This window comes from Cupriavidus sp. GW823-FHT06D04 (assembly GCF_058795055.1).
Window position 1 is genome coordinate 49,527 of sequence record NZ_JBXAHL010000043.1, and the last position, 22,416, is coordinate 71,942.

The window sequence follows — 22,416 nt, forward strand, 5'->3', positions numbered from 1 at the left end:
TCAGGCGGCCAGCGCGGTGTCGCTCTCGCCCGCGGCAATCAAACCCGCGAGGTATTCGGCGTCGCGCGCGATGCCGGAGAATCGCCCCGATCCCCACGTGTGCAACCACGGCAGCCCGAGGAAATACAAACCGGCGTGCGCTGTCACGCCACGTTCATGGCCTGGATAACCGCGGCCGTTGAATACCGGCACTTCGAGCCAGCTGAAATCCGGTCGGAAGCCGATGCACCAGATGATCGAACCGATGCCGGCTGCCTTGGGATCGAGTTCGGTGCGCTCGGCCGGTGGCGCCCATACGGGCGCATAGACGCTCGGCGGCGGCGCCTCCATGCCTCGCTCCGCGATGAACTTGTCGATGCTCGCGTTGATGCGGTTGTAGGTTGCATCGGCATCGTCCAGGTTGTGACGAAGGTCCGGCGCAAAACGAAGCTGGCCGTCGCGGTAGTCGCCCAGCACGCCGTAGAGCTCCATCCCCTCGGTGGCGAACTTGCGCAGGTCGATATCGCGGCCGCCGTCGCGACCGGTGACGTAGTGATTTGTGTTATCGCGCACGCCCTCGCGCAGCGGATGCTCGGTAACGGGCAGATCGTAGTACTTCATGTCCGCGAGCCAGTCCACGACGTCCCGCCCGCGATAGAAGCGCGCGCAACGCGGCGCCTCGCCGACGGCCAGATACACCTTGCGCCCGCCCAGGTGCAGGTCTTCGGCAATCTGCGCGCCCGACTGGCCCGAGCCAACCACGAGCACCGCACCCTCGGGCAGCGACCCGGGATTCCTGTATTCGGACGATTGCAATTGCCGGATCGACGTCGGCAGGCGCTCGGCCATGCGCGGCACGATCGGCGTGTGATAACCACCCGAGGCCGCCACCACCTGGTCCGCGGTGAATGCACCCTGGCTCGTCACCACGGAAAATCCCCCCTGGGCGCGCGCCTTCACTTGCCGCACCTCGGTATGCTCGAGTACCGGCGCGCCGACCGTCCGGATAAAGCCATCGAGATAGGCCGTGATTTCATCCTTCTTCATGAAGCCGTGCGGATCATCTCCCTGGTAGGGATAGCCCGGCAGCGCGCATTGCCAGTTCGGCGTCACCAGGCAGAACGCATCCCAGCGTTGCGTGCGCCAGGCGTGCGTGACGGTGTGCTTCTCGATGAGCAGATGGTCGATGCCGGCCTGCTTCAGGAAGTAGCTCATCGATAGTCCGGCCTGGCCGCCGCCGACAATGATGACGCCGTAGTGCCTGGGCTCTGCGGCCTGGCCCGGATTGGTGTTGATGATGTGGGACATGTTGGATCCTTTGAGGCGAGAAATTTGAAGAACGGTTAGCTGCCAAAGCCGAGAAAACGGACGGTGGCGCCGTCCTGGCCCCGGAACCGCTGCGCGGCAATTTCCAGGATGCGGAGCTGATCCATTGCGGAGGAGCAGGCGTAGCCATACCTGGCCCGCACCCGCTCGGATGCGGCGCCCAGCGCGGTACGCGCACGCTCGACGAACTCGTCCAGCGGATACGCTGTCCCTTCGACAAAGTGCTCCGTGACGATGGAGGATGGGGAATAGCAGGCCATCTCGGTCTGGTCAGGCCAGCGGATGCGGAAATGGGTAACCGGCATGGCAGTTCTCAGGTTGGGGAATCGATCGGCGTGGCCAGGCGCGTCGGCAGGATGAACCCCGCCTCGCGCAAGTCCCACAACGTGGCCCGTTCGCCGGCGTGCGTGAGCGTGGCGACACGGGAATCGTCGATGGCGCCGATCTGGGCGCAGGCAATGCCGCGATCGAGGAAGCGGCGTTCGACCGCCTGCGCATCGTCGTCATCGACGGCCAGCAGGAAGCCATAGCTGGGGAATGCCGTCAGCCACCGCTCCAGCGGCACGCCAGCGGGCCGGGGAATGCGCTCCAGCGCGATGCTCGCGCCCACCCCGGAGCATTCGAGCAGCATCAGCGCGGTGCCAAGCGCACCCGCCATGCTGATGTCCTTGGCTGCGGCGCAAAGGCCCTCTTCGGCCAGCACAGGCAAGAGTTCGAGATCCGCGCGCAGTCGTTCGCCCGGTGCGCCGGTCGAGGCGTTCCAGAACGGGTACGGTTCCGCGAACGCGCCGCGCAGGTCCACGGCCATCAACAGGCGCTGGCCGGGACGCGCGGCGAAGCTCGACAGCAGCTTGCGCGCACGACCGAGGATGGCCACGGCAAGCTGGCTTTGCTCGCTGCGAGCATTGCTGTGGCCGCCGACGATCGGCACGCCATAGGCGGCAGACGCCGCAGCCATGCCCTTGAGCACCTCGGCGGCATCGGCGGCGCCATGGCTCCATAGCGCATCGACCACTGCCGTCGGCCTGCCGCCCATCGCATAGATATCGCTGACGTTCACCATGACCGCGCTGTAGCCGGCGAACCACGGCATCGTGCGAATGAAATCGCTGACCAGTCCTTCGATGGCGAACAGCAGGTAGCCGTCGCCATCGCGCAATGCCGCGCAGTCGTCGCCGACGTCCACGGCCATGGCCGCGTTGCGTCCGGCGGCCGCGGCGCCGAGCGGCGACAGCATGGCCGGGATATCGGTCTTATGCGCAAAACCGCGGCTGCTGCGCAGGGTGCGTACGAGATCGTCGAGGTTCATCGCACGGCCCTGCCTTCGGTAATCAGGCCCGCGTGCGGGGTATGGCAAGGCGGGTAATGGTTCAGGTCCGCCTGCATCAGGTGGTGCGGCCGCCCGAGCAGCGTCTCCTCCGCCAGGACGTTCCAATGCAAGCGCCTGAACAAGGGCACGTTCTGGCTCTGCACGTGCGCAAGGAAGCGACGGCAGCCGATCGCGTGGGCGCTGCTCACCGCCAGGCGGATCAGCGTCGCTCCGATCTTGCCCTGGCTGCGGTATGCCGCATCCACCGCTAGGCGCGAGCCGAACCACACGCCCGGCTCGCTTTCGTGGATCCGAACGGTGCCGACCACGGTGCCGGGATGGCCCGGCAACTCCGGCTCGAACCGCACCGCCACCAGCAGTTGCGCCACGTCGTCCACCGCGTCCCGGTCGTCGCCCGCGAAGATGCCCTGCTCCCCGCAGAACACGGCCTGGCGCAGGCGATAGGCCTGCTCCGCCTCCCAGGCGTGCTCCGCCCAGCGGATGCGGAACATCGGGATGCCCGGCACCTCGACGCAGAGATCGCTTTTCATGATGTCGCTCCGTCGTTCGCCAGTGCCGCCTCGCGCTCGTAGGTGGCCAGCGACGAGCACGCGCCGCACTTGCCGCAACCCGCCTTGATATCGGACGAGCGCATGCCGGCGGCGCTCAACATGGCGCCGAGCGGCTGCAGGATCGACTGCATGAAGGCCGGCGAAGGAGCCGGGTGGTCCTCCAGCGGCGTGCCGGAGATCGGCACGAAAGGCACCACGAACGGATACACCCCGAGTTCGATCAGCTCCCGCGAGATCGACAGGATGGCTTCCGCGGTGTCGCCGAGTCCCGCAAGGATGTACGTGCTGACCTGCCCCCTGCCGAACACGGCAACCGCGGCCTTGAAGGCTTCCATGTAGCGGCTCGGCGGCACCGACGCCTTGCCCGGCATGACGCGCTCGCGCACCGCCGGCGTGACGACCTCGAGGTGCATGCCGAGCGTGTCAATGCCGGCGGCCTTCATGCGCTCAAACCAGCGGTCGTCGTCGGGCGGCTCGCACTGCGCCTGGATCGGCAGGTCGACCGCGGCCTTGATGGCGAAGGCACTCTCGCAAAGAATAGCCGCGCCCCGGTCCGGCGTCGGCGGCGTGCCGGTGGTCAGCACCATATGCCTGACGCCGTCGAGCAGCACCGCGGCGCGCGCCACTTCGGCCAGTTGCTCCGGCGTCTTGCGCGCGATCGTGCGGCCCGCCGCAAGCGACTGGCCGATCGAGCAGAACTTGCAGGTCTTCTTGCGGCTTTCGTAGCGGATACAAGTCTGCAGCACCGTGGTGGCCAGCACATCGGCGCCATGCAGCGTGGCGATATGCGAGTACGGGATACCCTCCAGCGTCTGCAGCGCATGGAAACGCGGTGCCTTCGGAAAGCTGATGCTGGCGATCGGGATGGTTCCGCGCATCAGTGCGCTGCGCCCCGTTCCATCGGGCGCTTGCGCCACGAACGGCGAGTGCCACGCGGTACTGGTATGCACCGGCACCATGATGGTCACGCCGTCGATGGTGACCGCCTTGTGATCGGACGGACCCGCCCCGCCGCGCCGGCTGGCTGCGCCGGCATTCGGGGCTTCCAGGCGCAGCCCGACGGACTGCAGTTCAGTCATCAATTGTCGGCTCGAAGCCGGCACGGTCGCGCTGGATGTCATCGCGGATGCTCCCATGGAAGTTGGAGAAGGCGTCTGCCATCGGCACCGCCGTCACCGCCGGCCGCTCATTGATGGCCAGGCTTAGCAGTTCCGGCCGCGCGTAGTGGCCCACCGAATCCATCATTCGCTTGCGCTTGGTGATGAGCGACATGTCGAGGTCGGCGATGACCATGCCCTCGCCCTCGCGCAACGGCGGCGCCAGGTGCTGGCCCTCCGGCGAGATGATTGCGGTGTTGCAGCCGCCACGCAGCGCCTTCTGCAGCGCCGGATCGGTGGTCACGGAGGCGATCTGCGCTTCGGTCAGCCAGCCGGTTGCGTTGACGACGAAGCAGCCGGATTCCAGCGCGTGATGCCGGATAGTGACTTCGATCTGCTCGGCAAAGATCGGCCCGACCAGTGAGCCCGGGAACTGGCTGCAGTGGATTTCCTCGTGCTGGGTCATCAGCGCATAGCGGGCCAGCGGGTTGTAGTGCTCCCAGCACGCCAGCGCGCCGACGCGGCCGATCGCGGTGTCCGCGACCTTCAGGCCGGCCGCATCGCCCTGCCCCCAGATCATCCGTTCGTGGAAGGTGGGCGTGATCTTGCGGCGCTTGACCGCGAGGTTGCCCTCGGTGTCGAAGATAAGCTGCGTGTTGTACAGGCTGCCGTGGTCGCGCTCGTTCACGCCGAGCACCACGACCATGCCGTGCCGGCGTGCGCGCCCGGCGACGGCATCGGTGACCGGGCCGGGCACCACCACGGCCTGCTCGTACAGCCGCATGTGGTCGCTGCCGGAGTGCACCGGCGGCCGTACGAAGGAGAAGTACGGGTAGTACGGCACGAAGGTCTCCGGGAAGACGATCAGCTGCACGCCTTTCCCGGCGGCCTCGTCGATTGCCTCGCAGACCTTGGCCAGCGTGCCTTCGCCGCTCTCGAGGTCGGGCGCGATCTGGACCGCGGCCGCGCGCACAATGCGTTTCTGTGACATGGTGGCACCTGCCCTTTTGCTCAGACCGTCCAGGTGTCGATGATCAGCGCGTTCTCCTTGCGGTGCAGCAGCTTGAGGTCGAGCACATCGAGCGGATTGATCGGGCGGATGCCCTCGATCAGCGAGGCCTCGCCGTGGCCGTACAGGGCCTGCAGGGCGAAGCGGCAGGCGTAGACCTTGCCGCCCTCTTCCATGAACTTGGTGAGTTGCTTGTTGAAGTTCATGTGGCCGGGGAATGCCTCGTCGCCAAGCGTCGGGAAGCCGCGCTGAACGCCAAGGTTGACGCCGGGGCCGTACAGCAGGATCGAAGTCTCGAAGCCCTTGCGCAGCAGGCGTGTGGCCTGCAGCATGTTGACGAAGCCGATCGAGCCTTCGAAGGCGACGGTATGGAAGGTCACCAGCGCCTTCTCGCCGGCTTCGGCCTTTACGTCCTCGAATACCTTCTCTTCATAGTCGACCAGGAAATCGCCCTTCTTGTGGGCCGGTTTGCTGACAGCAGGCATGCTTCTCTCCTTTGCGTTGATGGGGCAGTGCGGTCGCTCGATCCCATGCCGATCGACCGTTCGGCGCCAGGCCGAACACGCCAACATCCGCAACCGATGTGCCACGCAATGCCCGCAGTCATGCGATCAATCTCCAATCAAGCCGAAGCCGACCAAATGATCGGCCCAATGATCGCAACGGCTTTGGCCATGGATGCCACCAAAGGCGCACAGCGCACGCCATGACGGCTTCGCCACAATGCACGTTTTTGAACGGGAGCAAGCCGCCTGGGTGCGCACGCGTGGTGCATGAGCGTTGATATCGCACCATCATTGAGAACTTCAGATGCGATCGCCTGCGCGGCTTGGTAAGCGATCATTCGGATGCTACCCTCAGGGCACTGAATTCCATCGCATCGCGCAGCGGGAGACCACGGTGTCCAACCTGACCAGCCATTGGGTAAAACGTATCGCCGGCAGTGCCAAGCCTGCCTATCTGCTGATTCCGGACCTGATCGAGGAGGCACTGGCCGACGGCCAGCTGCGCGCGCGCGACCGGCTGCCGCCGCTGCGCGACCTGGCCGAAGCGCTGCAACTGAACTACACCACCGTGGCGCGCGGCTACAGCGAAGCGAGGAAGCGGGGATTGATCGACACCAAGACAGGAAGTGGCACTTACGTGCGCGGACGTGCGCCCGCGATGCCGCTGCGCGGCGGCACGGGTGCGGAGATGACCATGAACATGCCGCCGGAGCCGCCGGCGATGACAGCGCGGCTTCGTGCCGCCATGGCGCAACTGCTGGAGGCTGCCGATCCCTACACGCTGCTGCGCTACCAGGACTTCGGCGGAACCCCGGCCGATCGCTGCGTGGCCGCGAAATGGCTGCGCCGCTGGGTGCCGGCATGCAGCGCGGACACCGTGCTGGTCACGCCCGGCATCCACAGCGCGCTGGTCGCACTGCTGTCGCAGCTCGCGCGCCCGGCGCAGACCATCTGTGCCGACGCGCTGGCCTACCCCGGCATCAAGGCCATCGCAGCGCAACTCAACATCCGGCTGCTGGCGCTGCCCGGCGACGAGGATGGCCCGTTCGCCCACGCCTTCGAAGCCATGTGCAAGGCACAGAAGCCAGCGGCGCTCTATTGCAACCCGACCATCCAGAACCCGAGCACGCGCACCATGCCGCAGGCACGCCGCGAGCAGCTCGCCGAAGTCGCGCTGCGCTACAGCGTGCCGATCATCGAGGACGATGCCTACGGCATGCTGCCGCTGCGGGCACCACAGACGTTTGCCGCGCTCGCCCCGGAACTCACGTATTACGTTACCGGTTTGTCCAAATGCCTGGGCGCCGGGTTGCGCATAGCGTTCCTGCACGCCCCCACTGCCCGGCAGGCGCAGCGCCTGGCTGGCACCCTGCGGGCAACGACGGTGATGGCGAGCCCCATCAACACATTGCTCGCTACATCCTGGATCAAGGACGGAACGGTAGACGACATGCTCAAGGCCATCCGCGCCGAAAGCGCAGCGCGGCAGCTGATTGCGCGCCATGTGCTCGAGGGCCTGGCCTATGACGCGGACCCGGAAGGCTTTCACCTGTGGCTGCCGATCCCGGCGGCTTCAGCGTGGAGCCCGTCGGAACTGGCGCTCCACCTGCGCTCGCGCGGCATCGGCGCGGTGTCGGCCGCCGCCTTCTCGACCGACGGCAACCCGCCCGATGCGATTCGTGTCTGCCTGGGCGGCCCGGGCGAGCGCGATGAGATCGAGGAGTCGCTGCGGATCATCGCGGAAACGATCGACAATCCGCATCATTTGCATTCAGCGATGCTGTAGCCGGGGGGCTCCCCTTGATTCCCGCGCAGCTTTCCGCTGTTCGGCGCACTGCGCAGCCTGGTCCGGCGGGCGCCGGCGTTCAGGGCGCTATCCTTTGACCGAGTCGGTCGCGGCTTCGTCGATCAACGCTGCAACCTCGGCGGGCTTCGAAGCCAGCGAAGCATGGCTTGCCGCCAGAGTAATGACCTTCCGGGGATTGAGGCGGGCCGACATCTTCAGTTGGTTTTCGGGGGCGATCATTCTGTCTTCGCTGGAAATCTGGTACCAGGACGGCTTCTTTTTCCAGGCCGGCGTCGTGATGATGTCGCCGAAGGTGCTTGCAAGCGGCGCCTTCTGCGTCACCGCCATCACCAGCGCGTCGTCGGGCGAAAGATCCTGGCAGAAGCTCTCATGGAACTTATCGGACTTGAGCCACAAGTAGCCGTCGCTGTCGGGTTCGAGATTGGGAGCCGCAACCGGAAGATGCTGCTGCGTAAGGCCACCAGGGCTCTCCCCCGCATCTGGCGCAAACGCCGCGATATACACAAGCCCCACCACATTGGGCTGGTCACCCGCCTGGGTTATCACAGCACCACCGTATGAATGCCCCACTAGGAGGACCGGCCCTTTCTGCTGGGCAATCATCTTGCGGGTACGCTCGACGTCGTCAGCAAGCGATGTCAGCGGCATTTCAACGGCGCGGACGCTCGTATACCCCTTTCGCGCCAGTTCAACGATGACTTTTCCCCAATGCGCGGCACCTCCCCAGAAGCCGTGCACCAGAATGATCGAGGGCTTGCTCATGATCTGACTCCTATCTGCTAATGAAAGCTGTAAGCCGAGCAATGCAACACGCTGCAGTCCCTCGGCGGTTGGACTGCGCTCCAATCGATGCCACCGTCAACCCTGATCCCCGCCGCCGACCGGCAGGACCGTGCCGGTAATGTACGAAGCCTCGTCCGAGGCCAGGAACAAGATGGCATGCACCTGTTCGTCGATCGTGCCATAGCGGTGCATCAGGCTCGAGGCCCTGGTCTGGTCGACGATGGCCTGGTACCAGATGGCCTCCTGCTCGCTCTGAGCTGCCATGTTGCGCGGAATCCTGCGCGGCGGTGCCTCAGTGCCGCCGGTGGCCACTGCGTTGACGCGCACGCCTTCGTGCGCATGCTCGAAGGCGAGGCTGGCCGTCAGTGCGTTGACGCCGCCCTTGGCCGCCGCGTAGGGCACCCGGTGGATGCTGCGCGTGGCAATCGACGACACGTTGACGATGACGCCCTGCCGGCGCGCGACCATGCCGGGCAGCACCGCTCGGCAGCACCACAGCGTGGGGAACAGCGAGCGCCGGATCTCGGCTTCGATCTGCTCCTCCTCATAGGCCTGGAAGGGCTTGGCCCAGATTGTGCCGCCCACGTTGTTGACGAGGATGTCGATGCGGCCGAAGGCTGCTTCGGCCGCTTGCGCCATTTGCGCGGCGCCGGCATAGCGCTCCAGGTCAGCGTGCACTGCGATGGCCTGCCCGCCTGCGGCAACGATCTGCGCCGCGACTTCATCGACCAGCGCCGAGCGGTCGACCAGCGCTACCGAGGCGCCCTCGGCGGCGGCGGCCAGTGCGACGCCGCGGCCGATGCCTTGCGCGGCCCCGGTCACGATCATGGCTTTGCCGGCAAAGCGTGTAGCAGTTCTCATGTTGTCGTGCTCCTTGCTCATGCCGCGTTGCTGGCCGAGAACTTCTCATAGTAGAAGCCGGCGGGCGTGATGCCGCTCTGCTGCAGCCAACCGCGCACGGCCTCCACCATCGCCACGGGGCCACACAGGTAGATGTCGACATCGCCGCCGTTAAGCCATTCCGGGTCCACATGGGCTGTGACATAGCCCTTGCGGGCGTGATTGCTGGCGGCGTCAGCAACACAGGTACGGTATTCGAAGCCAGGCAAGGCATCCTGGGCCGCATTGATGCGCGACAGCACCACCAGGTCGATGTCGTTGGTGACCCCGTAGACCATGCGCACCGGCTGCGCACAGCCGCTGGCGGCCAGTACATCGAGCATCGACAGGAAGGGGGCGATGCCGGTGCCCCCGGCCAGGAACAGCACCGGCCGCGCCACCTCGCGCAGGTAGAAGCTGCCGTAGGGGCCCGAAATAGCCACGCGCTCGCCGGCCTTCGCCTGGCTGGTCAGCCACGTACTCATCCGCCCTTCCGGCACGTTGCGCACCACGAAGCCGGTGCGCGCGCTGCCGGGCGCCGAGCTGAAGGAATAGGAGCGCGTCTGGCTGGTGCCCGGGATCTCGACATTGACATACTGGCCGGGCAGAAAATCCAGGCCGGCGGCCCCGTCCAGGTCGATGGAAAAGCCAATGGTCGAATCGGAGAGCTGTTCCAACTCGGCCAGCGTCCCCTGGTAGGTGGTGACGCCGGTCTTGCACGCGGCCGACGAGGCGGGCACGCGAATGACGCAGTCCGAACGCGGACGGGTCTGGCAGGCCAGCACGTAGCCCTCGGCAGCTTCCTCTGCGGTCAGTGCATCCTCGATATAGCTCGAGGCCGGCAGGTCATAGCTGCCCGACTCGCACAGCCCCCGGCAGGTACCGCAGGCGCCGTCGCGGCAGTCCAGCGGGATATTGATCTGCTGCCGGTAGGCGGCATCGGACAGGGTCTCGTGCTCGCCGCAGGTGATGAAGCGGGTGACGCCGTCCTCGAATTGCAGGGCGATGGTGTGTTCCATGGCGCGGTCCTCCAGCCTGGATCAGATGTGATAGATGTCGATGACCTGGTTGATGTAGTCGTTCTTGAGCACGACATACTTGTCCAGGATGCGCGGCTGCCCGCCGGAGAGGTCGAGCGTGTAGCGCGACATGCCGAAGTAGCTGTAGGTGGTCTGGTAGCGATGGCTGAGCGTGTGCCAGTTGAAACGCACGGTGCAGGTGTCGCCCTCCACCCCGAGCACTTCGACGTTGCTCAGGTTGTGGCTGGTGCGAGTGTCCGGAATGGTGGCGCTGGAGCGCTCGGTCTTGATGCGAAACACGCGATCCTCCAGGCCCTGGCGGGTCGGGTAATAGATCAGCGAGATCTCGCGCTGCGGGTCGGTAATCAGCTTGCCGTCGTCATCCCAGCAGGGCATCCAGAACTTTGCGTCGGGGTGATAGCACTCAATCCATGCGTCCCACTCTTCGTCATCCAGCAGCCGTGCCTCGCGGTACAGGAAGGACTGGATGGCGGCCACGTCGACCGGTTTGTCGAAGGTGATGTCGGCGGTGCTCATGCTGCGCTCCCTGCGGCGGCGTCGGTGGCTTCATTCGCGGCTTCGGCGGATTGCTCTGCCACGGCCTTCTTCATCACGTCCAGCCAGTAGCGGTGCTGCACTGTGTAGAGGCCCTCGTCCTCGGTACGCACCCCGCTCATCACGGGCTTGAGTCCGATGCGCTGCGCGGCCTCGTCGGCACCGTCGATCCAGTGCTTCGCGCCGCGGCACATGTCGTTCCAGGCCAGTGCCTGCCCGGCGTAGCCCTGCTGGCAAGCGCGGAACTCCTCAAGGTCGTCGGGCGTGGCCATGCCGCTGACGTTGAAGAAATCCTCGTATTGGCGGATGCGGCGCGCGCGCGCCTCGTCGGATTCGCCCTTCGGCGCGATGCAGTAGATGGTGACCTCGGTCTTGTCGACGGCCAGCGGACGCAGCAGGCGGATCTGAGAGCCGAACTGGTCCATCAGGTAGACGTTGGGGTAGAGGCACAGGTTGCGCGAGTTCTGGATCATCCAGTCCGCGGTCTCCGCGCCGCAGCGCTCGGCGAATTCCTCGCGGCGGCTGAAGTTGGGGCGGTCCTCCGGGTTGGCCCAGCGCGTCCACAGCAGCATGTGGCCGTGCTCGAAGGCGTAGAAGCCACCGCCCTGCTGCCCCCACTTGCCGGCGTCCATGGCGCGGATCTTGTCTTCCTGCGCGTTCTTCTGCTTGCGCTGGCTGGTGGTCGCAGCGTAGTTCCAGTGCACCGCCGACACATGGTAGCCATCGGCGCCGTTCTCGGCCTGCAGCTTCCAGTTGCCCTCGAACGTGTAGGTGGACGAGCCGCGCAGCACCTCGAGCCCGTCGGCCGACTGGTCAACGATCATGTCGATGACGCGCGCCGCTTCGCCGAGGAAATCCTGCAGCGGCGGCACGTCCGCGTTCAGGCTGCCGAACAGGAAGCCGCGGTAGTTTTCGAAGCGCGCCACCTTCTTCAGGTCGTGCGAGCCTTCCTTGTTGAAGCAGTCAGGATAGCCGGCGTTCTCGGGATCCTTCACCTTCAGCAGCTTGCCGCTGTTGTTGAAGGTCCAGCCGTGGAACGGGCAGGTATAGGTGGCCTTGTTGCCGCGCTTGTGGCGGCACAGCATGGCGCCACGGTGGCTGCAGGCGTTGATGAAGGCGTTCAGCTCGCCCTGGCGATTGCGCGCGATCACCACCGGCTGGCGGCCGATATGGGTGGTGTAGTAGTCGTTGTTGTTCGGGATCTGGCTTTCGTGCGCCAGGTAGATCCAGTTGCCCTCGAAGATGTGCTTCATCTCGAGTTCAAACAGGTCTTCGTCGGTAAAGGCCTGGCGGTGCAGGCGGTAGTCGCCGCTTGCCTTGTCTTCCACCAGGAAGGCATCGAGGTCGAGGCGCCTGGCGCTGGGGCGAACGGGGGCCTTGCCCTCCGGATAGATGGGGATCATGGAGTTGTCTCCTGCCGATGTCTGTCTGCGGGACGGCGCTGCGCATGGCGCTGCCGCCCGGACTGGATCTGCCGGCCCGCGCGGCGGGCGGCACTACGGAATATCAGGCAGCGGCGCGCTGGCGCTCCACCTCGGCGGCGGGGGCGCCGGCCTGCTCCGGCAGCAGCCGGAAATCGAAGTCGATCGAGGCAAACGGCTTGTCCACGCCGTGTTTGTCGAGCGCGGCGGCGTCGGTGACGCGGGTCACCGCCGGCACCAGCCCCTCGCGGCTGGCGAAGGCGAAGTCGTCCCACAGGTATTCGTCGCCGTCGATGTTGATCTGCGTGGTCAGCTTGCGGTGGCCGTCCGCCGACACGAAGAAGTGGATGTGGGCCGGGCGCCGGCCGTGGCGCGCGAGCTGGTCCAGCAGGCGCTGGGTGGTGCCTTCCGGCGGGCAGCCGTAGCCGTTTGGCACGTTGCTGCGGAACTGGTAGCGGCCGTTGGCGTCGGTGACGATGGTGCGGCGCAGGTTGAAGTGCGACTGGGTCTTGTCGAAGAACGAGTAGTTGCCCATCAGGTTGGCATGCCACACCTCGACCCTGGCACCGGGCAGCGGCTTGCCGTCGGCGCCGTACACCGTGCCTTGCATGAACAGGACCTCGCCCTTGCCGTCGTCGCTGCCGTCGTCGAGCCGGGCAAAGCCGGTGCTTTCCGGGGCGCCGGCCACGTAGAGCGGGCCTTCGATGGTGCGCGGCGTGCCGCCGGTCAGGCCGGCGCGGGCTTCAGCCTCGTCGGCGCGGACGTCGAGGAAGCGTTCCAGCCCCAGGCCAGCGGCGAGCAGGCCCAACTCCTGGGTGGCGCCCGCCTCGGCGAAGTACTCAATGCCCTTCCAGACCTCGCTGGCGCTCAGGTCGAGGTCCTCGATCGCCTTGAACAGGTCCGCGGTCAGGCGGACTACCACCTGCTGCACGCGCGGGTCGGGGGTGCCTTGCGTGCCGGTGGCGACGATAAAGCTGTGGACCAGGGCGTCGATTTCCGAGTGAGTCATGGGGGTCTCCATAGTTGTGGTTGCGGTCCGGGTTCATGCTTTGCAGGTATCGAGCTTGTCTTCCGGGCACGGATGGAGCATAGTCAACGGCAGTTTTGGCAGTCCAACACTGATTTAGTATCCGCTCGATACTCAGGAGGTATAGTCTTGGAATTGCGGCACCTGCGTTACTTCGTGGCCGTGGCAGAGGAACGCAACTTCACCCGGGCGGCCGAGCGGCTGCATATCGCACAGCCGCCGCTGTCGCGCCAGATCCAGCAACTGGAGGACGACCTGGGTGTGCAACTCTTCGAGCGCCACTCACGCCCGCTGAAACTGACCGACACCGGGCGCTTCTTCTATACCCACGCGCTGCAACTGCTGGCCCAGACCGCGGAACTGCAGGCGATGACCAAGCGGGTCGGCAAGATCGAGCACAAGATGTCGGTTGGCTTTGTCGGCTCCACGCTGTACGGGATGCTGCCGCGGATCATCCGGCGCTTCCGGCAGATGCACGCCGATCTCGAACTGAGCCTGCACGAGATGTCGACCATGGACCAGATCAAGGCGCTCAAGGAGGGGCGCATCGACGTGGGCTTCGGGCGCATTCGCCACGAAGACCCGTCGGTGCGGCGCGTGGTGCTGCGTGAGGAGCGCATGATCGTGGCGCTGCCGGTCGGCCATCCGCTGGCTGACGCCAAGCCCGAGCTCGCGCTGCACGACCTGGTCGGCGAGCCGCTCATCATCTTCCCCAAGGCGCCGCGCCCGAGCTTTGCCGACCAGGTGCTGGCCGCCTTCCACGACCGCGCCCTGAAGCCGCGCCGCCTGCACGAGGTGCGCGAGCTGCAGATCGCGCTCGGGCTGGTGGCGATGGGCGAAGGCATCTCGGTGGTTCCGAGCAGCGTCTACGGGCTCAAGCGGGGCGACGTGACTTACAAGGAACTGGACGATCCCAAGCTGGTGTCGCCCATTATCATGAGCACGCGCATGCTGGACGAGTCGGCCGACCTGCGCTCGCTGCGGGACATGATCTACCAGCTCTACGAGGATGAGGGTATGGCCTACCTGCCGCCGCCGAAGGAATAAGGCGCAACGGGCGGTCCATACTCTGGAGGTATCGAATCAGATGCCAACGGTCTTGGACACCCAAAAAATAGCCATCCATACTCCGATGCAACATCCAACTGCATCAGGAAGGTATGAAAGTGGCGACGCAGCAAAGCATCACGGCCATCGAGTCCATCGAGGCCATCCTGGTCGATCTTCCGACCATCCGGCCGCACCAGCTCGCCATGGCGACCATGCAGCGGCAGACGCTGGTGATCGTCCGCCTGCGCTGTGCCGACGGCATCGAAGGCCTCGGCGAGGCGACCACCATCGGCGGTCTTTCCTACGGCGACGAGAGCCCCGAGGGCATCAAGCTGACCATCGACAGCTACCTTGCACCGGCGCTGCTGGGCCAGGATGCGGCCAATGTGCATGGCGCCATGGCGCGCCTCGCCAAGGTCGCACGCGGTAACCGCTTCGCCAAGTCGGCGCTCGAGACCGCGCTGCTGGACGCGCAGGGCAAGCGTCTCGGCGTGCCGCTGGCGACACTGCTGGGCGGCGCCGTGCGCGACACCCTGCCGGTGCTGTGGACACTGGCCAGCGGCGACACCACGCGGGACATCGACGAGGCAGAGCGCCTGCTCGCCGAGCGCCGCCACGACACCTTCAAACTCAAGATCGGCCGGCGCAGCGTGCGCGAGGACGTGGCACACGTTTCCGCGATCAAGCGCGCGCTGGGCGAGCGGGCGCGCGTCACGGTGGACGTCAACCAGGCCTGGAACGAAGCGGATGCCGCCACCGGCATTGCCATGCTGGAGGCCGCCGGCATCGACCTGATCGAGCAGCCCACGCCACGCGAACAACGCGCCGCGCTGGCGCGCCTGGCGGCGCGTTTCGTGGTGCCCATCATGGCCGACGAAGCCGTGTGCGGGCCCGAGGACGCGATGGAACTGGCCCGCATCGGCGGCGCCGACGTGTTCGCACTGAAGATCGCCAAGTCGGGCGGCATCTTCGGCATGCTGCGTACGGCCGCGGTGGGCGATGCGGCCGGCATCGCGCTGTATGGCGGCACCATGCTCGAAGGCAGCATCGGCACCATAGCCGCCGCCCACGGCTTTGCGACCTTGCCGCAACTGGCATGGGGCACCGAACTGTTCGGCCCGCTGCTGCTGAAGGACGACATCGTGGCCGAGCGCCCCGTCTACCGCGAATTCGCGTTGCACCTGCCGCAGGGCCCTGGACTCGGCATGGCCTTGGACGAGGACAAGCTCGCCCACTACCGGCGCGACCGTGCCTGAATACCTGCAATCAGACCCCATCAGAATCGAAGCGAGGAGACACCAATGCTGTATCTGGTACGAATGGACGTAAACTTGCCGCACGACATGCCCGCCGCGCAGGCGGAGGACATCAAGGCGCGCGAGAAAACCTATGCGCAGGACCTGCAGCGCCAGGGCAAGTGGCAGCAGCTCTACCGCGTGGTCGGCGAGTATGCCAACTACAGCGTGTTCGACGTCGAGTCCAACGAGGCGCTGCACACACTGCTGTCGGGGCTGCCGCTGTTCCCATACATGAAGATCGCCGTCACGCCGCTGGCGCCGCATCCTTCATCGATCCGCTGAGGGAGCCCACGTCATGCGCTTTGCCACCCGCGACGGGCTTCGCCTTCACTATGAACTTCACGGTCCGGCCGGCGCGCCGGTGCTGGTCCTGTCCAACTCGCTGGGCACCACCCTGTCGATGTGGGATCCGCAGATGCCGGCGCTGCTGGAGCGCTTCCGCGTGCTGCGCTACGACACGCGCGGCCATGGCGCCTCCGGCGTGCCGGCAGCGCCGTTCGGCATGGCCGAGCTGGGCGCCGACGTGCTGGCGGTGATGGACCATGCCGGTGTCGAGCACGCCCACTTCTGCGGCCTGTCGATGGGCGGCATGACCGGCATCTGGCTGGCACGCCATCACCCCGAACGCTTCGGCCGCTTCGTGCTGGCGAATACCGCGGCGCTGATCGGCCCGGCGTCCGGGTGGAACACGCGTATCGAGCGCGTCCGCAACGAGGGCATGGCGGAGATTGCCGGGGGCGTGCTGGCACGCTGGTTTACGCCGGCCGCGCTGGCAGGCGATCCGGCGCGTATGGCACCCGTCCTCGACATGCTCGCAACTACGGATGCCGACGGCTATATCGCCAACTGCGCCGCCGTGCGCGATGCCGACCTGCGCGGCCTGCTGCCAGGCATCCGCTCGCGCGTGCTGGTGATCGCGGGTGCGCAGGATGCCGCTACCACGCCGGAACAGGGCCGCGAGCTGGCGCAAGGCATTGCCGACGCCGAATACCTCGCGCTCAACGCCGCGCATTTGTCCAACTGGGAGTTGCCCGAGGCGTTTTCGCACGCGGTGATCCGCTTCCTGTCACAGGCGTGATGCCATACATCCTTACCGGAGCCGACATGACCCAGCCCTGCATCATCTCCGTCGCCATCACCGGCTCGCTGCCGCGCAAGCGTGACAACCCTGCCGTGCCGATCACGGTCAGCGAGCAGGTCGAATCCACCCAGGCCGCCTTCGAGGCGGGCGCCACGCTCGTCCACCTGCACGTGCGCAATGACGACGAGACGCCCTCCTCCGAGCCGGACCGCTTTGCCCGCGTGCTGGAGGGCATCCGCAAGCATGCGCCGGGCATCATCACGCAGGCCTCCACCGGCGGCCGCTCCGGCGCGGGAAGGGAGCGAGGGGGGATGCTGTCGCTGCGGCCGGACATGGCCTCACTTGCCACCGGCTCGGTTAATTTCCCGACACGCGTCTATGACAATCCGCCAGATCTGGTGGACTGGCTCGCCGCGGAAATGAAGGCCTACGCCATCAAGCCCGAGATAGAGGCCTTCGACCTGTCGATGATCTTCCAGGCAGTGGCCATGCAACAGGCCGGCAAGATCGACGGCGCGCTGCATATCCAGTTCGTGATGGGGATCAAGAATGCGATGCCGGTCGATCGTGAGGTGCTCGCCTTCTACGTGCACACCCTGCGGCGCCTGGCACCCGATGCGACCTGGACCGGCGCTGGCATCGGCCGGGACCAGTTGACGATGGCGCGCTGGTCGCTCGAACTGGGCGGCCACTGCCGCACCGGCCTCGAAGACAATGTGCGGCTTGACAAGCAGACACTGGCGCCCTCAAACGCCGCCCTGGTCAGCCAGGTGGCGGCCTTGTGCGAGGAATATGGGCGCCCCGTGGCGACAGTGGCCCAGGCGCGCGCGCTCCTGGGGCTGCCATCAATGGAAATCGGCGGACGTTCGCCCTTGTAGATTAACGCCTATTCGAAGACGTGCAGGGCCGCTGCGCCTTGCTGGCAGACCAGCAACCCCGCCGCGTAGCTCGACACGCGGGTTTCCCGTTCAACGCGCCCCCGTTTCTCTGCAGAGAGGTGTCGCGCTCACGGCGCTTCCAGCAGGCGATCGCGCATGGCGGCGCATGAATCCGGCAAGGGTCCCTCGCAAGAACTAGATCAGTGGATTAGTGGACCGCCGCTTCAAGGCGCGCCGCACGTCAACCGTTGCCCGCCCGTCTCAACGCCGCGCCGACTTCTCCATAGAATGCGCGCAATTTCTCCACCTCGACGTCTACAGGCAGCAAGGCGGGCCACAACAACGCCACCATATCCCTGGCCGTCTTCTCGATATCCACTTGCCGCTGCCGGGCGATCGCGTCCCACAGGATGTGCTCCATCGGGCCGAGGATTGCCGAGCGCAGCAGGCTCAACGGCAGGTCATCCCGGATCTCGCCGTTGTCCCGCGCCCGCGCCAGCAAGTCCATCAACGGCGCCGTATAGCGGCGCTGCAGCGGTACGAACACCTCTCCCAGCCCCGGCCCTTTGGCACGCCCCTCCGACAACACCAGCGCACACAAGCCCGTTCCCTGGATCAGGAACAACCTCAGGTGTGTCCTGACATAGAACTCCAGCTGCACCTTTGTGCTCTGCCCGTGCGGCATGCCTTGTTCCACGGTGCCGATGATCTCGTCATACCAGTCCTCGATCACGCGTGCGCATAGCTCGCGCTTGCCATGGAAGTAGGTGAACACCGTGCCCTCGGAGATGCCCAGGCGCTGGGCGATCTCGGTGGTCGTGGTCCGCTCATAGCCGAGTTCGGCGAATACCTCGCGGCTGACGCGCAGGATGTCCCGGATGCGTTGTTCCGCCTTGGCGCCCGCCGGCACACGGCGGGGCGATGTGACGTCTTCCATCTTGATTGAGTCCTTGCTTGCCCGAAGGCGAGATTATAGGGCCGGCTCAACCCTGACTTGAGCTTTACTCAATTTTAGGTTGCCATTTCGATTGGCACCATGTATTTTTCGATTATCGCAGCAACGAGCGTCAGGCGAACGTCGAAGGAATAGCTCAAAATAAGACAACCGCGCCGCAAATATCCGGGAAAACCCGGGGACGCCACCCCAGAATCCATCGATACGCTGTTTATTGAGTAACACTCACAAATATCCGACGTGACGAACCACAACCGGGCTTTGGAGACAAGTATGACGATGCAGGCCGAGTCCTCTCCCACCATCCTGCCGATTGGCGGGCTTTCGCATGTGAGGGGGGACACCACCATTCCGCTGTCGGAACAGACCGTGCCGGAGTTGCTGGCGCAAGCGGTGGCTCGCTACCCCGAGCGGGATGCCGTTGCCTTTCGCGAGCAAGGGGTGCGCTGGAACTGGCGCGAATTCTGCGATGCCGTGGACGCGCTGGCGGCAGGCCTGCACACGCTTGGGCTGGCCAGAGGCGACCGAGTCGGCATCTGGTCCCCCAACCGGGTCGAGTGGCTGGTCACCCAGTTCGCCACGGCGCGGCTGGGGCTGGTGCTGGTGAACATCAATCCCGCCTACCGCCTGTCCGAGCTGGAGTACGCGCTGAACAAGGTGGGCGTCAAGGCGATCGTCGCGGCGGAAGCCTTCAAGACCTCACGGTACCTGGAGATGCTCCAGGTACTCGCCCCGGAACTGGCCACCTGCGCGCCGGGCGAACTGCAGGCGGCGCGGCTGCCGGCACTGCGCTGCGTCATCCGCATGGGCGACGACCATACACCCGGGATGCTCCGCTATGCCGATGTGATTGCGCGCGGCACGGGCGTGGCGCGGGCAACGCTGGATGCCATCACGGCACAGCTGGATCGCCATGACCCGATCAACGTGCAGTTCACCAGTGGCACTACCGGTGCGCCCAAGGGCGCCACGCTGACCCATCGCAATATCGTCAACAACGCACGCTTCATTGCCATGGCGATGCGTTTCTCCGAGCAGGACAAGCTCTGCATCCCGGTGCCCTTCTATCACTGCTTCGGCATGGTCCTGGCGGTGCTGGCCTGCGTGTCCTCGGGCGCGGCAATGGTGTTCCCCGGCCAGGCCTTCGAGCCGGAAGCCACCATGCAGGCAGTCAGCGAAGAACGCTGCACGGCACTGCATGGCGTGCCGACCATGTTCATTGCCCAGCTCGATCACCCGAATTTCTCGCAGTACGACTTCTCTTCCCTGCGCACCGGCATCATGGCAGGGTCACCCTGCCCGATCGAAACCATGAAGCGCGTGGTGTCGCAGATGCACATGTCCGAGGTGACCATCGCCTACGGCATGACGGAGACCAGTCCGGTTTCCTTCCAGAGCAGCACCACCGATCCGCTGGACAAGCGCACCACCACGGTGGGCCGCATCCAGCCGCACCTCGAGGTCAGGATCGTGGACGCGACAGGTGCCACGGTCCCGGTAGGCGAAACCGGCGAGCTGTGTACCCGCGGCTATTCGGTGATGCTGGGCTACTGGGATGACGAGGCGCGTACCGCCGAAGCCATCCGCGACGGCTGGATGCACACCGGCGACCTCGCCACCATCGACGCGGAAGGCTACTGCAACATCGTTGGCCGCGTGAAGGACATGCTGATTCGCGGCGGCGAGAACATCTACCCGCGCGAGATCGAGGAGTTCCTGTTCCGCCACCCCAAAGTCCAGGCGGTCCAGGTGTTCGGCGTTCCCGACCAGAAGTACGGCGAAGAGGTTTGCGCGTGGATCGTGCTCAAGCCAGGCGCGAGCGCGATGGAGGATGAGATCCGCGATTTCTGCCGCGACCAGATCGCGCACTACAAGATCCCGCGCTACATCCGCTTTGTCGACGAGATGCCCATGACCATCACCGGCAAGGTACAGAAATTCGTGATGCGCGAGCGCATGACGCAGGAACTGAAACTCAGCGAATCCAGGACGGCCTGACGCGCCGGCGCCGGTGCACGGCGCCAGCCATTCCCCCGATCCCACAGACAACACCAGAGACGACACCGCTATGAACACCCTCCCCGGCCTCAAGTTCGACCTTGGCGAAGACATCGAAATGCTGCGCGATTCCGTGCGCGACTGGGCCCAGGCCGAACTGGCCCCGCGCGCCGCCGAGATCGACCGCACCGACCAGTTCCCGATGGACGCCTGGAAGAAGATGGGCGACCTGGGCGTGCTGGGCATCACCGTGGCCGAGGAATACGGCGGCGCCAACATGGGCTACCTGGCGCACATGATCGCGATGGAAGAAATCAGCCGCGCCTCGGCGTCGGTCGGCCTGTCCTACGGCGCGCACTCCAACCTGTGCGTGAACCAGATCCACCGCAACGGCACCGCCGCGCAGAAGGCGAAGTACCTGCCCAAGCTGGTCTCGGGCGAGTGGATCGGCGCGCTGGCGATGAGCGAGCCCAATGCCGGCTCCGACGTGGTCAGCATGAAGCTGCGCGCCGAACTGAAGGGCGACCGCTACGTGCTCAACGGCACCAAGATGTGGATCACCAACGGCCCGGACTGCGACGTGCTGGTGGTCTACGCCAAGACCGAGCCCGAGCTGGGCGCGCGCGGCATGACCGCTTTTATCGTCGAGAAGGGCATGAAGGGCTTCTCGGTGGCGCAAAAGCTGGACAAGCTGGGCATGCGCGGCTCGCACACCGGCGAACTGGTGTTCCAGGACGTGGAAGTGCCGGTCGAGAACATCCTCGGCGCCGAGAACGGCGGCGCCAAGGTGCTGATGAGCGGGCTGGACTACGAGCGCGCGGTGCTGTCGGGCGGCCCGGTCGGGATCATGCAGGCGTGCATGGACGTGGTTACCCCGTATATCCACGACCGCAAGCAGTTCGGCCAGAGCATCGGCGAATTCCAGCTGATCCAGGGCAAGGTGGCCGACATGTACACCACGCTGCAGGCCGCGCGCAGCTACCTGTACACGGTCGGCAAGAACCTGGACGCGCTGGGCAGCGGCCACGTGCGCCAGGTGCGCAAGGACTGCGCCGCGGTGATCCTGTACACCGCCGAGAAGGCCACCTGGATGGCGGGTGAGACCGTGCAGATCCTGGGCGGCAACGGCTATATCAATGAATACCCGGCCGGCCGCCTGTGGCGCGACGCCAAGCTGTACGAGATCGGCGCCGGCACCTCGGAAATCCGCCGCATGCTGATCGGCCGCGAGCTGTTCGCCGAGACCATGTAAGCGCGCCTACCTTCGCCATCTGCCCACCGACAGCACCATCTCGCGGCACACCAAGTAGCACGATATGCCAATCATTGAAACCAAACTGAACGCCCGCTCCGAGTCCTTCAAGGCCAACGCCGAAGCCATGCAGGCCCTGGTAGCCGACCTGGAGGCCAAGATCGCGAAGCTCGCCGAAGGCGGCGGCAAGGACGCGCGTAACAAGCACCTGTCGCGCGGCAAGCTGCTGCCGCGCGAGCGCGTGCAGCAACTGCTGGATCCGGGCACGCCGTTCCTGGAGCTGTCGCAGCTGGCCGCATACGACATGTACGACAATGCCGCGCCGGGCGCGGGCATCATCACCGGCATCGGCCGCGTGGCCGGGCAGGAATGCGTGATCGTCTGCAATGACGCCACCGTCAAGGGCGGTACCTACTACCCGATGACGGTCAAGAAGCATGTGCGCGCGCAGGAGATCGCCGAGGAGAACAACCTGCCGTGCATCTACCTGGTGGATTCCGGCGGCGCCAACCTGCCCAACCAGGACGACGTGTTCCCGGACCGCGACCACTTCGGCCGCATCTTCTACAACCAGGCCAACCTGTCCAAGCAGGGCATCCCGCAGATCGCGGTGGT

The 22,416-nt window shown here is 65.8% G+C and carries 23 protein-coding genes; 9 read left to right on the top strand and 14 right to left on the bottom strand.

Annotation, left to right across the window (positions count from 1 at the left end):
* From AC1Q7H_RS33975 to AC1Q7H_RS34005, 7 genes are read right to left on the bottom strand one after another with little or no spacing between them, the layout of a single operon-like run.
* On the bottom strand, positions 1-1,287 hold the full coding sequence (locus AC1Q7H_RS33975) for an MSMEG_0569 family flavin-dependent oxidoreductase (RefSeq protein ID WP_153955957.1): 1,287 nt from the start codon (positions 1,285-1,287) through the stop codon (positions 1-3).
* 35 nt (positions 1,288-1,322) lie between these two features.
* Positions 1,323-1,610 carry an MSMEG_0570 family nitrogen starvation response protein gene (locus AC1Q7H_RS33980; protein ID WP_153955958.1) on the bottom strand — a complete coding sequence of 96 codons (288 nt, stop codon included), beginning with the start codon at positions 1,608-1,610 and terminating at the stop codon, positions 1,323-1,325.
* Between the two features lie 8 nt (positions 1,611-1,618).
* Entirely contained in the window at positions 1,619-2,614 is a 996-nt protein-coding gene (locus AC1Q7H_RS33985) for a sll0787 family AIR synthase-like protein (RefSeq protein WP_492382206.1), read from the bottom strand.
* A complete protein-coding gene (locus AC1Q7H_RS33990) occupies positions 2,611-3,165 on the bottom strand; it encodes an MSMEG_0567/Sll0786 family nitrogen starvation N-acetyltransferase (protein ID WP_153955960.1) in 555 nt (184 codons plus the stop codon). Before AC1Q7H_RS33990 ends, AC1Q7H_RS33985 begins: the two co-directional genes overlap by 4 nt.
* Complete coding sequence (locus AC1Q7H_RS33995) at positions 3,162-4,265, bottom strand: MSMEG_0568 family radical SAM protein (protein ID WP_228772643.1); 1,104 nt, start codon at positions 4,263-4,265, stop codon at positions 3,162-3,164. Before AC1Q7H_RS33995 ends, AC1Q7H_RS33990 begins: the two co-directional genes overlap by 4 nt.
* On the bottom strand, positions 4,258-5,274 hold the full coding sequence (locus AC1Q7H_RS34000; RefSeq protein WP_153955962.1) for a Nit6803 family nitrilase: 1,017 nt from the start codon (positions 5,272-5,274) through the stop codon (positions 4,258-4,260). The genes AC1Q7H_RS33995 and AC1Q7H_RS34000 overlap by 8 nt, the downstream gene beginning before the upstream one ends.
* 20 nt (positions 5,275-5,294) lie before the next feature.
* Positions 5,295-5,777: an MSMEG_0572/Sll0783 family nitrogen starvation response protein gene (locus AC1Q7H_RS34005; RefSeq protein ID WP_022537350.1), complete on the bottom strand. Its 483-nt coding sequence runs from the start codon at positions 5,775-5,777 to the stop codon at positions 5,295-5,297.
* A gap of 415 nt (positions 5,778-6,192) precedes the next feature.
* On the opposite strand from AC1Q7H_RS34005, the gene AC1Q7H_RS34010 reads away from it, so the two are divergent.
* Entirely contained in the window at positions 6,193-7,584 is a 1,392-nt protein-coding gene (locus AC1Q7H_RS34010) for an aminotransferase-like domain-containing protein (RefSeq protein ID WP_249678722.1), read from the top strand.
* Positions 7,585-7,671: 87 nt separating this feature from the next.
* Here the strand turns inward: AC1Q7H_RS34010 and AC1Q7H_RS34015 are convergent, their stop codons facing one another.
* The 6 genes from AC1Q7H_RS34015 to catA form a co-directional block, all read right to left on the bottom strand.
* Positions 7,672-8,367 (bottom strand): alpha/beta hydrolase, encoded by a 696-nt coding sequence (locus tag AC1Q7H_RS34015; RefSeq protein ID WP_013956899.1) that lies wholly within the window; start codon positions 8,365-8,367, stop codon positions 7,672-7,674.
* 96 nt (positions 8,368-8,463) lie between these two features.
* Entirely contained in the window at positions 8,464-9,249 is a 786-nt protein-coding gene (locus tag AC1Q7H_RS34020) for a 1,6-dihydroxycyclohexa-2,4-diene-1-carboxylate dehydrogenase (RefSeq protein ID WP_211979770.1), read from the bottom strand.
* 17 nt (positions 9,250-9,266) lie between these two features.
* A complete protein-coding gene (gene benC / locus AC1Q7H_RS34025; protein WP_211979771.1) occupies positions 9,267-10,286 on the bottom strand; it encodes a benzoate 1,2-dioxygenase electron transfer component BenC in 1,020 nt (339 codons plus the stop codon).
* Positions 10,287-10,307: 21 nt separating this feature from the next.
* The gene (benB, locus tag AC1Q7H_RS34030) at positions 10,308-10,823 is read right to left on the bottom strand and encodes a benzoate 1,2-dioxygenase small subunit (RefSeq protein ID WP_013956902.1); all 516 of its coding nucleotides are present in this window, start codon (positions 10,821-10,823) and stop codon (positions 10,308-10,310) included.
* Positions 10,820-12,244, bottom strand: a complete 1,425-nt coding sequence (benA, locus tag AC1Q7H_RS34035; RefSeq protein WP_492379692.1) for a benzoate 1,2-dioxygenase large subunit — start codon at positions 12,242-12,244, stop codon at positions 10,820-10,822. Before benA ends, benB begins: the two co-directional genes overlap by 4 nt.
* 103 nt (positions 12,245-12,347) lie before the next feature.
* Positions 12,348-13,271, bottom strand: coding sequence for a catechol 1,2-dioxygenase (gene catA, locus AC1Q7H_RS34040; RefSeq protein WP_041227938.1), 924 nt, complete (start codon positions 13,269-13,271; stop codon positions 12,348-12,350).
* Between the two features lie 147 nt (positions 13,272-13,418).
* On the opposite strand from catA, the gene AC1Q7H_RS34045 reads away from it, so the two are divergent.
* The 5 genes from AC1Q7H_RS34045 to AC1Q7H_RS34065 all read left to right on the top strand — a co-directional run bounded on the left by AC1Q7H_RS34045 (position 13,419) and on the right by AC1Q7H_RS34065 (position 17,596).
* Positions 13,419-14,336, top strand: coding sequence for a LysR family transcriptional regulator (locus AC1Q7H_RS34045; RefSeq protein ID WP_010811734.1), 918 nt, complete (start codon positions 13,419-13,421; stop codon positions 14,334-14,336).
* Between the two features lie 113 nt (positions 14,337-14,449).
* The gene (locus AC1Q7H_RS34050) at positions 14,450-15,595 is read left to right on the top strand and encodes a muconate/chloromuconate family cycloisomerase (protein ID WP_013956905.1); all 1,146 of its coding nucleotides are present in this window, start codon (positions 14,450-14,452) and stop codon (positions 15,593-15,595) included.
* A 45-nt stretch (positions 15,596-15,640) separates the two neighbouring features.
* The gene (gene catC / locus AC1Q7H_RS34055; protein WP_153955966.1) at positions 15,641-15,919 is read left to right on the top strand and encodes a muconolactone Delta-isomerase; all 279 of its coding nucleotides are present in this window, start codon (positions 15,641-15,643) and stop codon (positions 15,917-15,919) included.
* Positions 15,920-15,932: 13 nt separating this feature from the next.
* Entirely contained in the window at positions 15,933-16,715 is a 783-nt protein-coding gene (gene pcaD, locus AC1Q7H_RS34060; RefSeq protein ID WP_013956907.1) for a 3-oxoadipate enol-lactonase, read from the top strand.
* A gap of 26 nt (positions 16,716-16,741) precedes the next feature.
* The gene (locus AC1Q7H_RS34065; protein WP_013956908.1) at positions 16,742-17,596 is read left to right on the top strand and encodes a 3-oxoadipate:acetyl-CoA acetyltransferase; all 855 of its coding nucleotides are present in this window, start codon (positions 16,742-16,744) and stop codon (positions 17,594-17,596) included.
* Between the two features lie 241 nt (positions 17,597-17,837).
* Here AC1Q7H_RS34065 and AC1Q7H_RS34070 read toward each other — a convergent pair whose 3' ends face one another.
* Positions 17,838-18,533, bottom strand: a complete 696-nt coding sequence (locus AC1Q7H_RS34070) for a TetR/AcrR family transcriptional regulator (RefSeq protein WP_013956909.1) — start codon at positions 18,531-18,533, stop codon at positions 17,838-17,840.
* 291 nt (positions 18,534-18,824) lie between these two features.
* Here AC1Q7H_RS34070 and AC1Q7H_RS34075 point away from each other — a divergent pair, with 291 nt between their 5' ends.
* The 3 genes from AC1Q7H_RS34075 to AC1Q7H_RS34085 all read left to right on the top strand — a co-directional run.
* On the top strand, positions 18,825-20,549 hold the full coding sequence (locus AC1Q7H_RS34075) for an AMP-binding protein (protein WP_153955967.1): 1,725 nt from the start codon (positions 18,825-18,827) through the stop codon (positions 20,547-20,549).
* Positions 20,550-20,619: 70 nt separating this feature from the next.
* Positions 20,620-21,801 carry an isovaleryl-CoA dehydrogenase gene (locus tag AC1Q7H_RS34080; RefSeq protein WP_211979776.1) on the top strand — a complete coding sequence of 394 codons (1,182 nt, stop codon included), beginning with the start codon at positions 20,620-20,622 and terminating at the stop codon, positions 21,799-21,801.
* 64 nt (positions 21,802-21,865) lie between these two features.
* On the top strand, positions 21,866-22,416 hold a 551-nt coding region (locus AC1Q7H_RS34085; RefSeq protein WP_492382207.1), incomplete at its 3' end, for a carboxyl transferase domain-containing protein.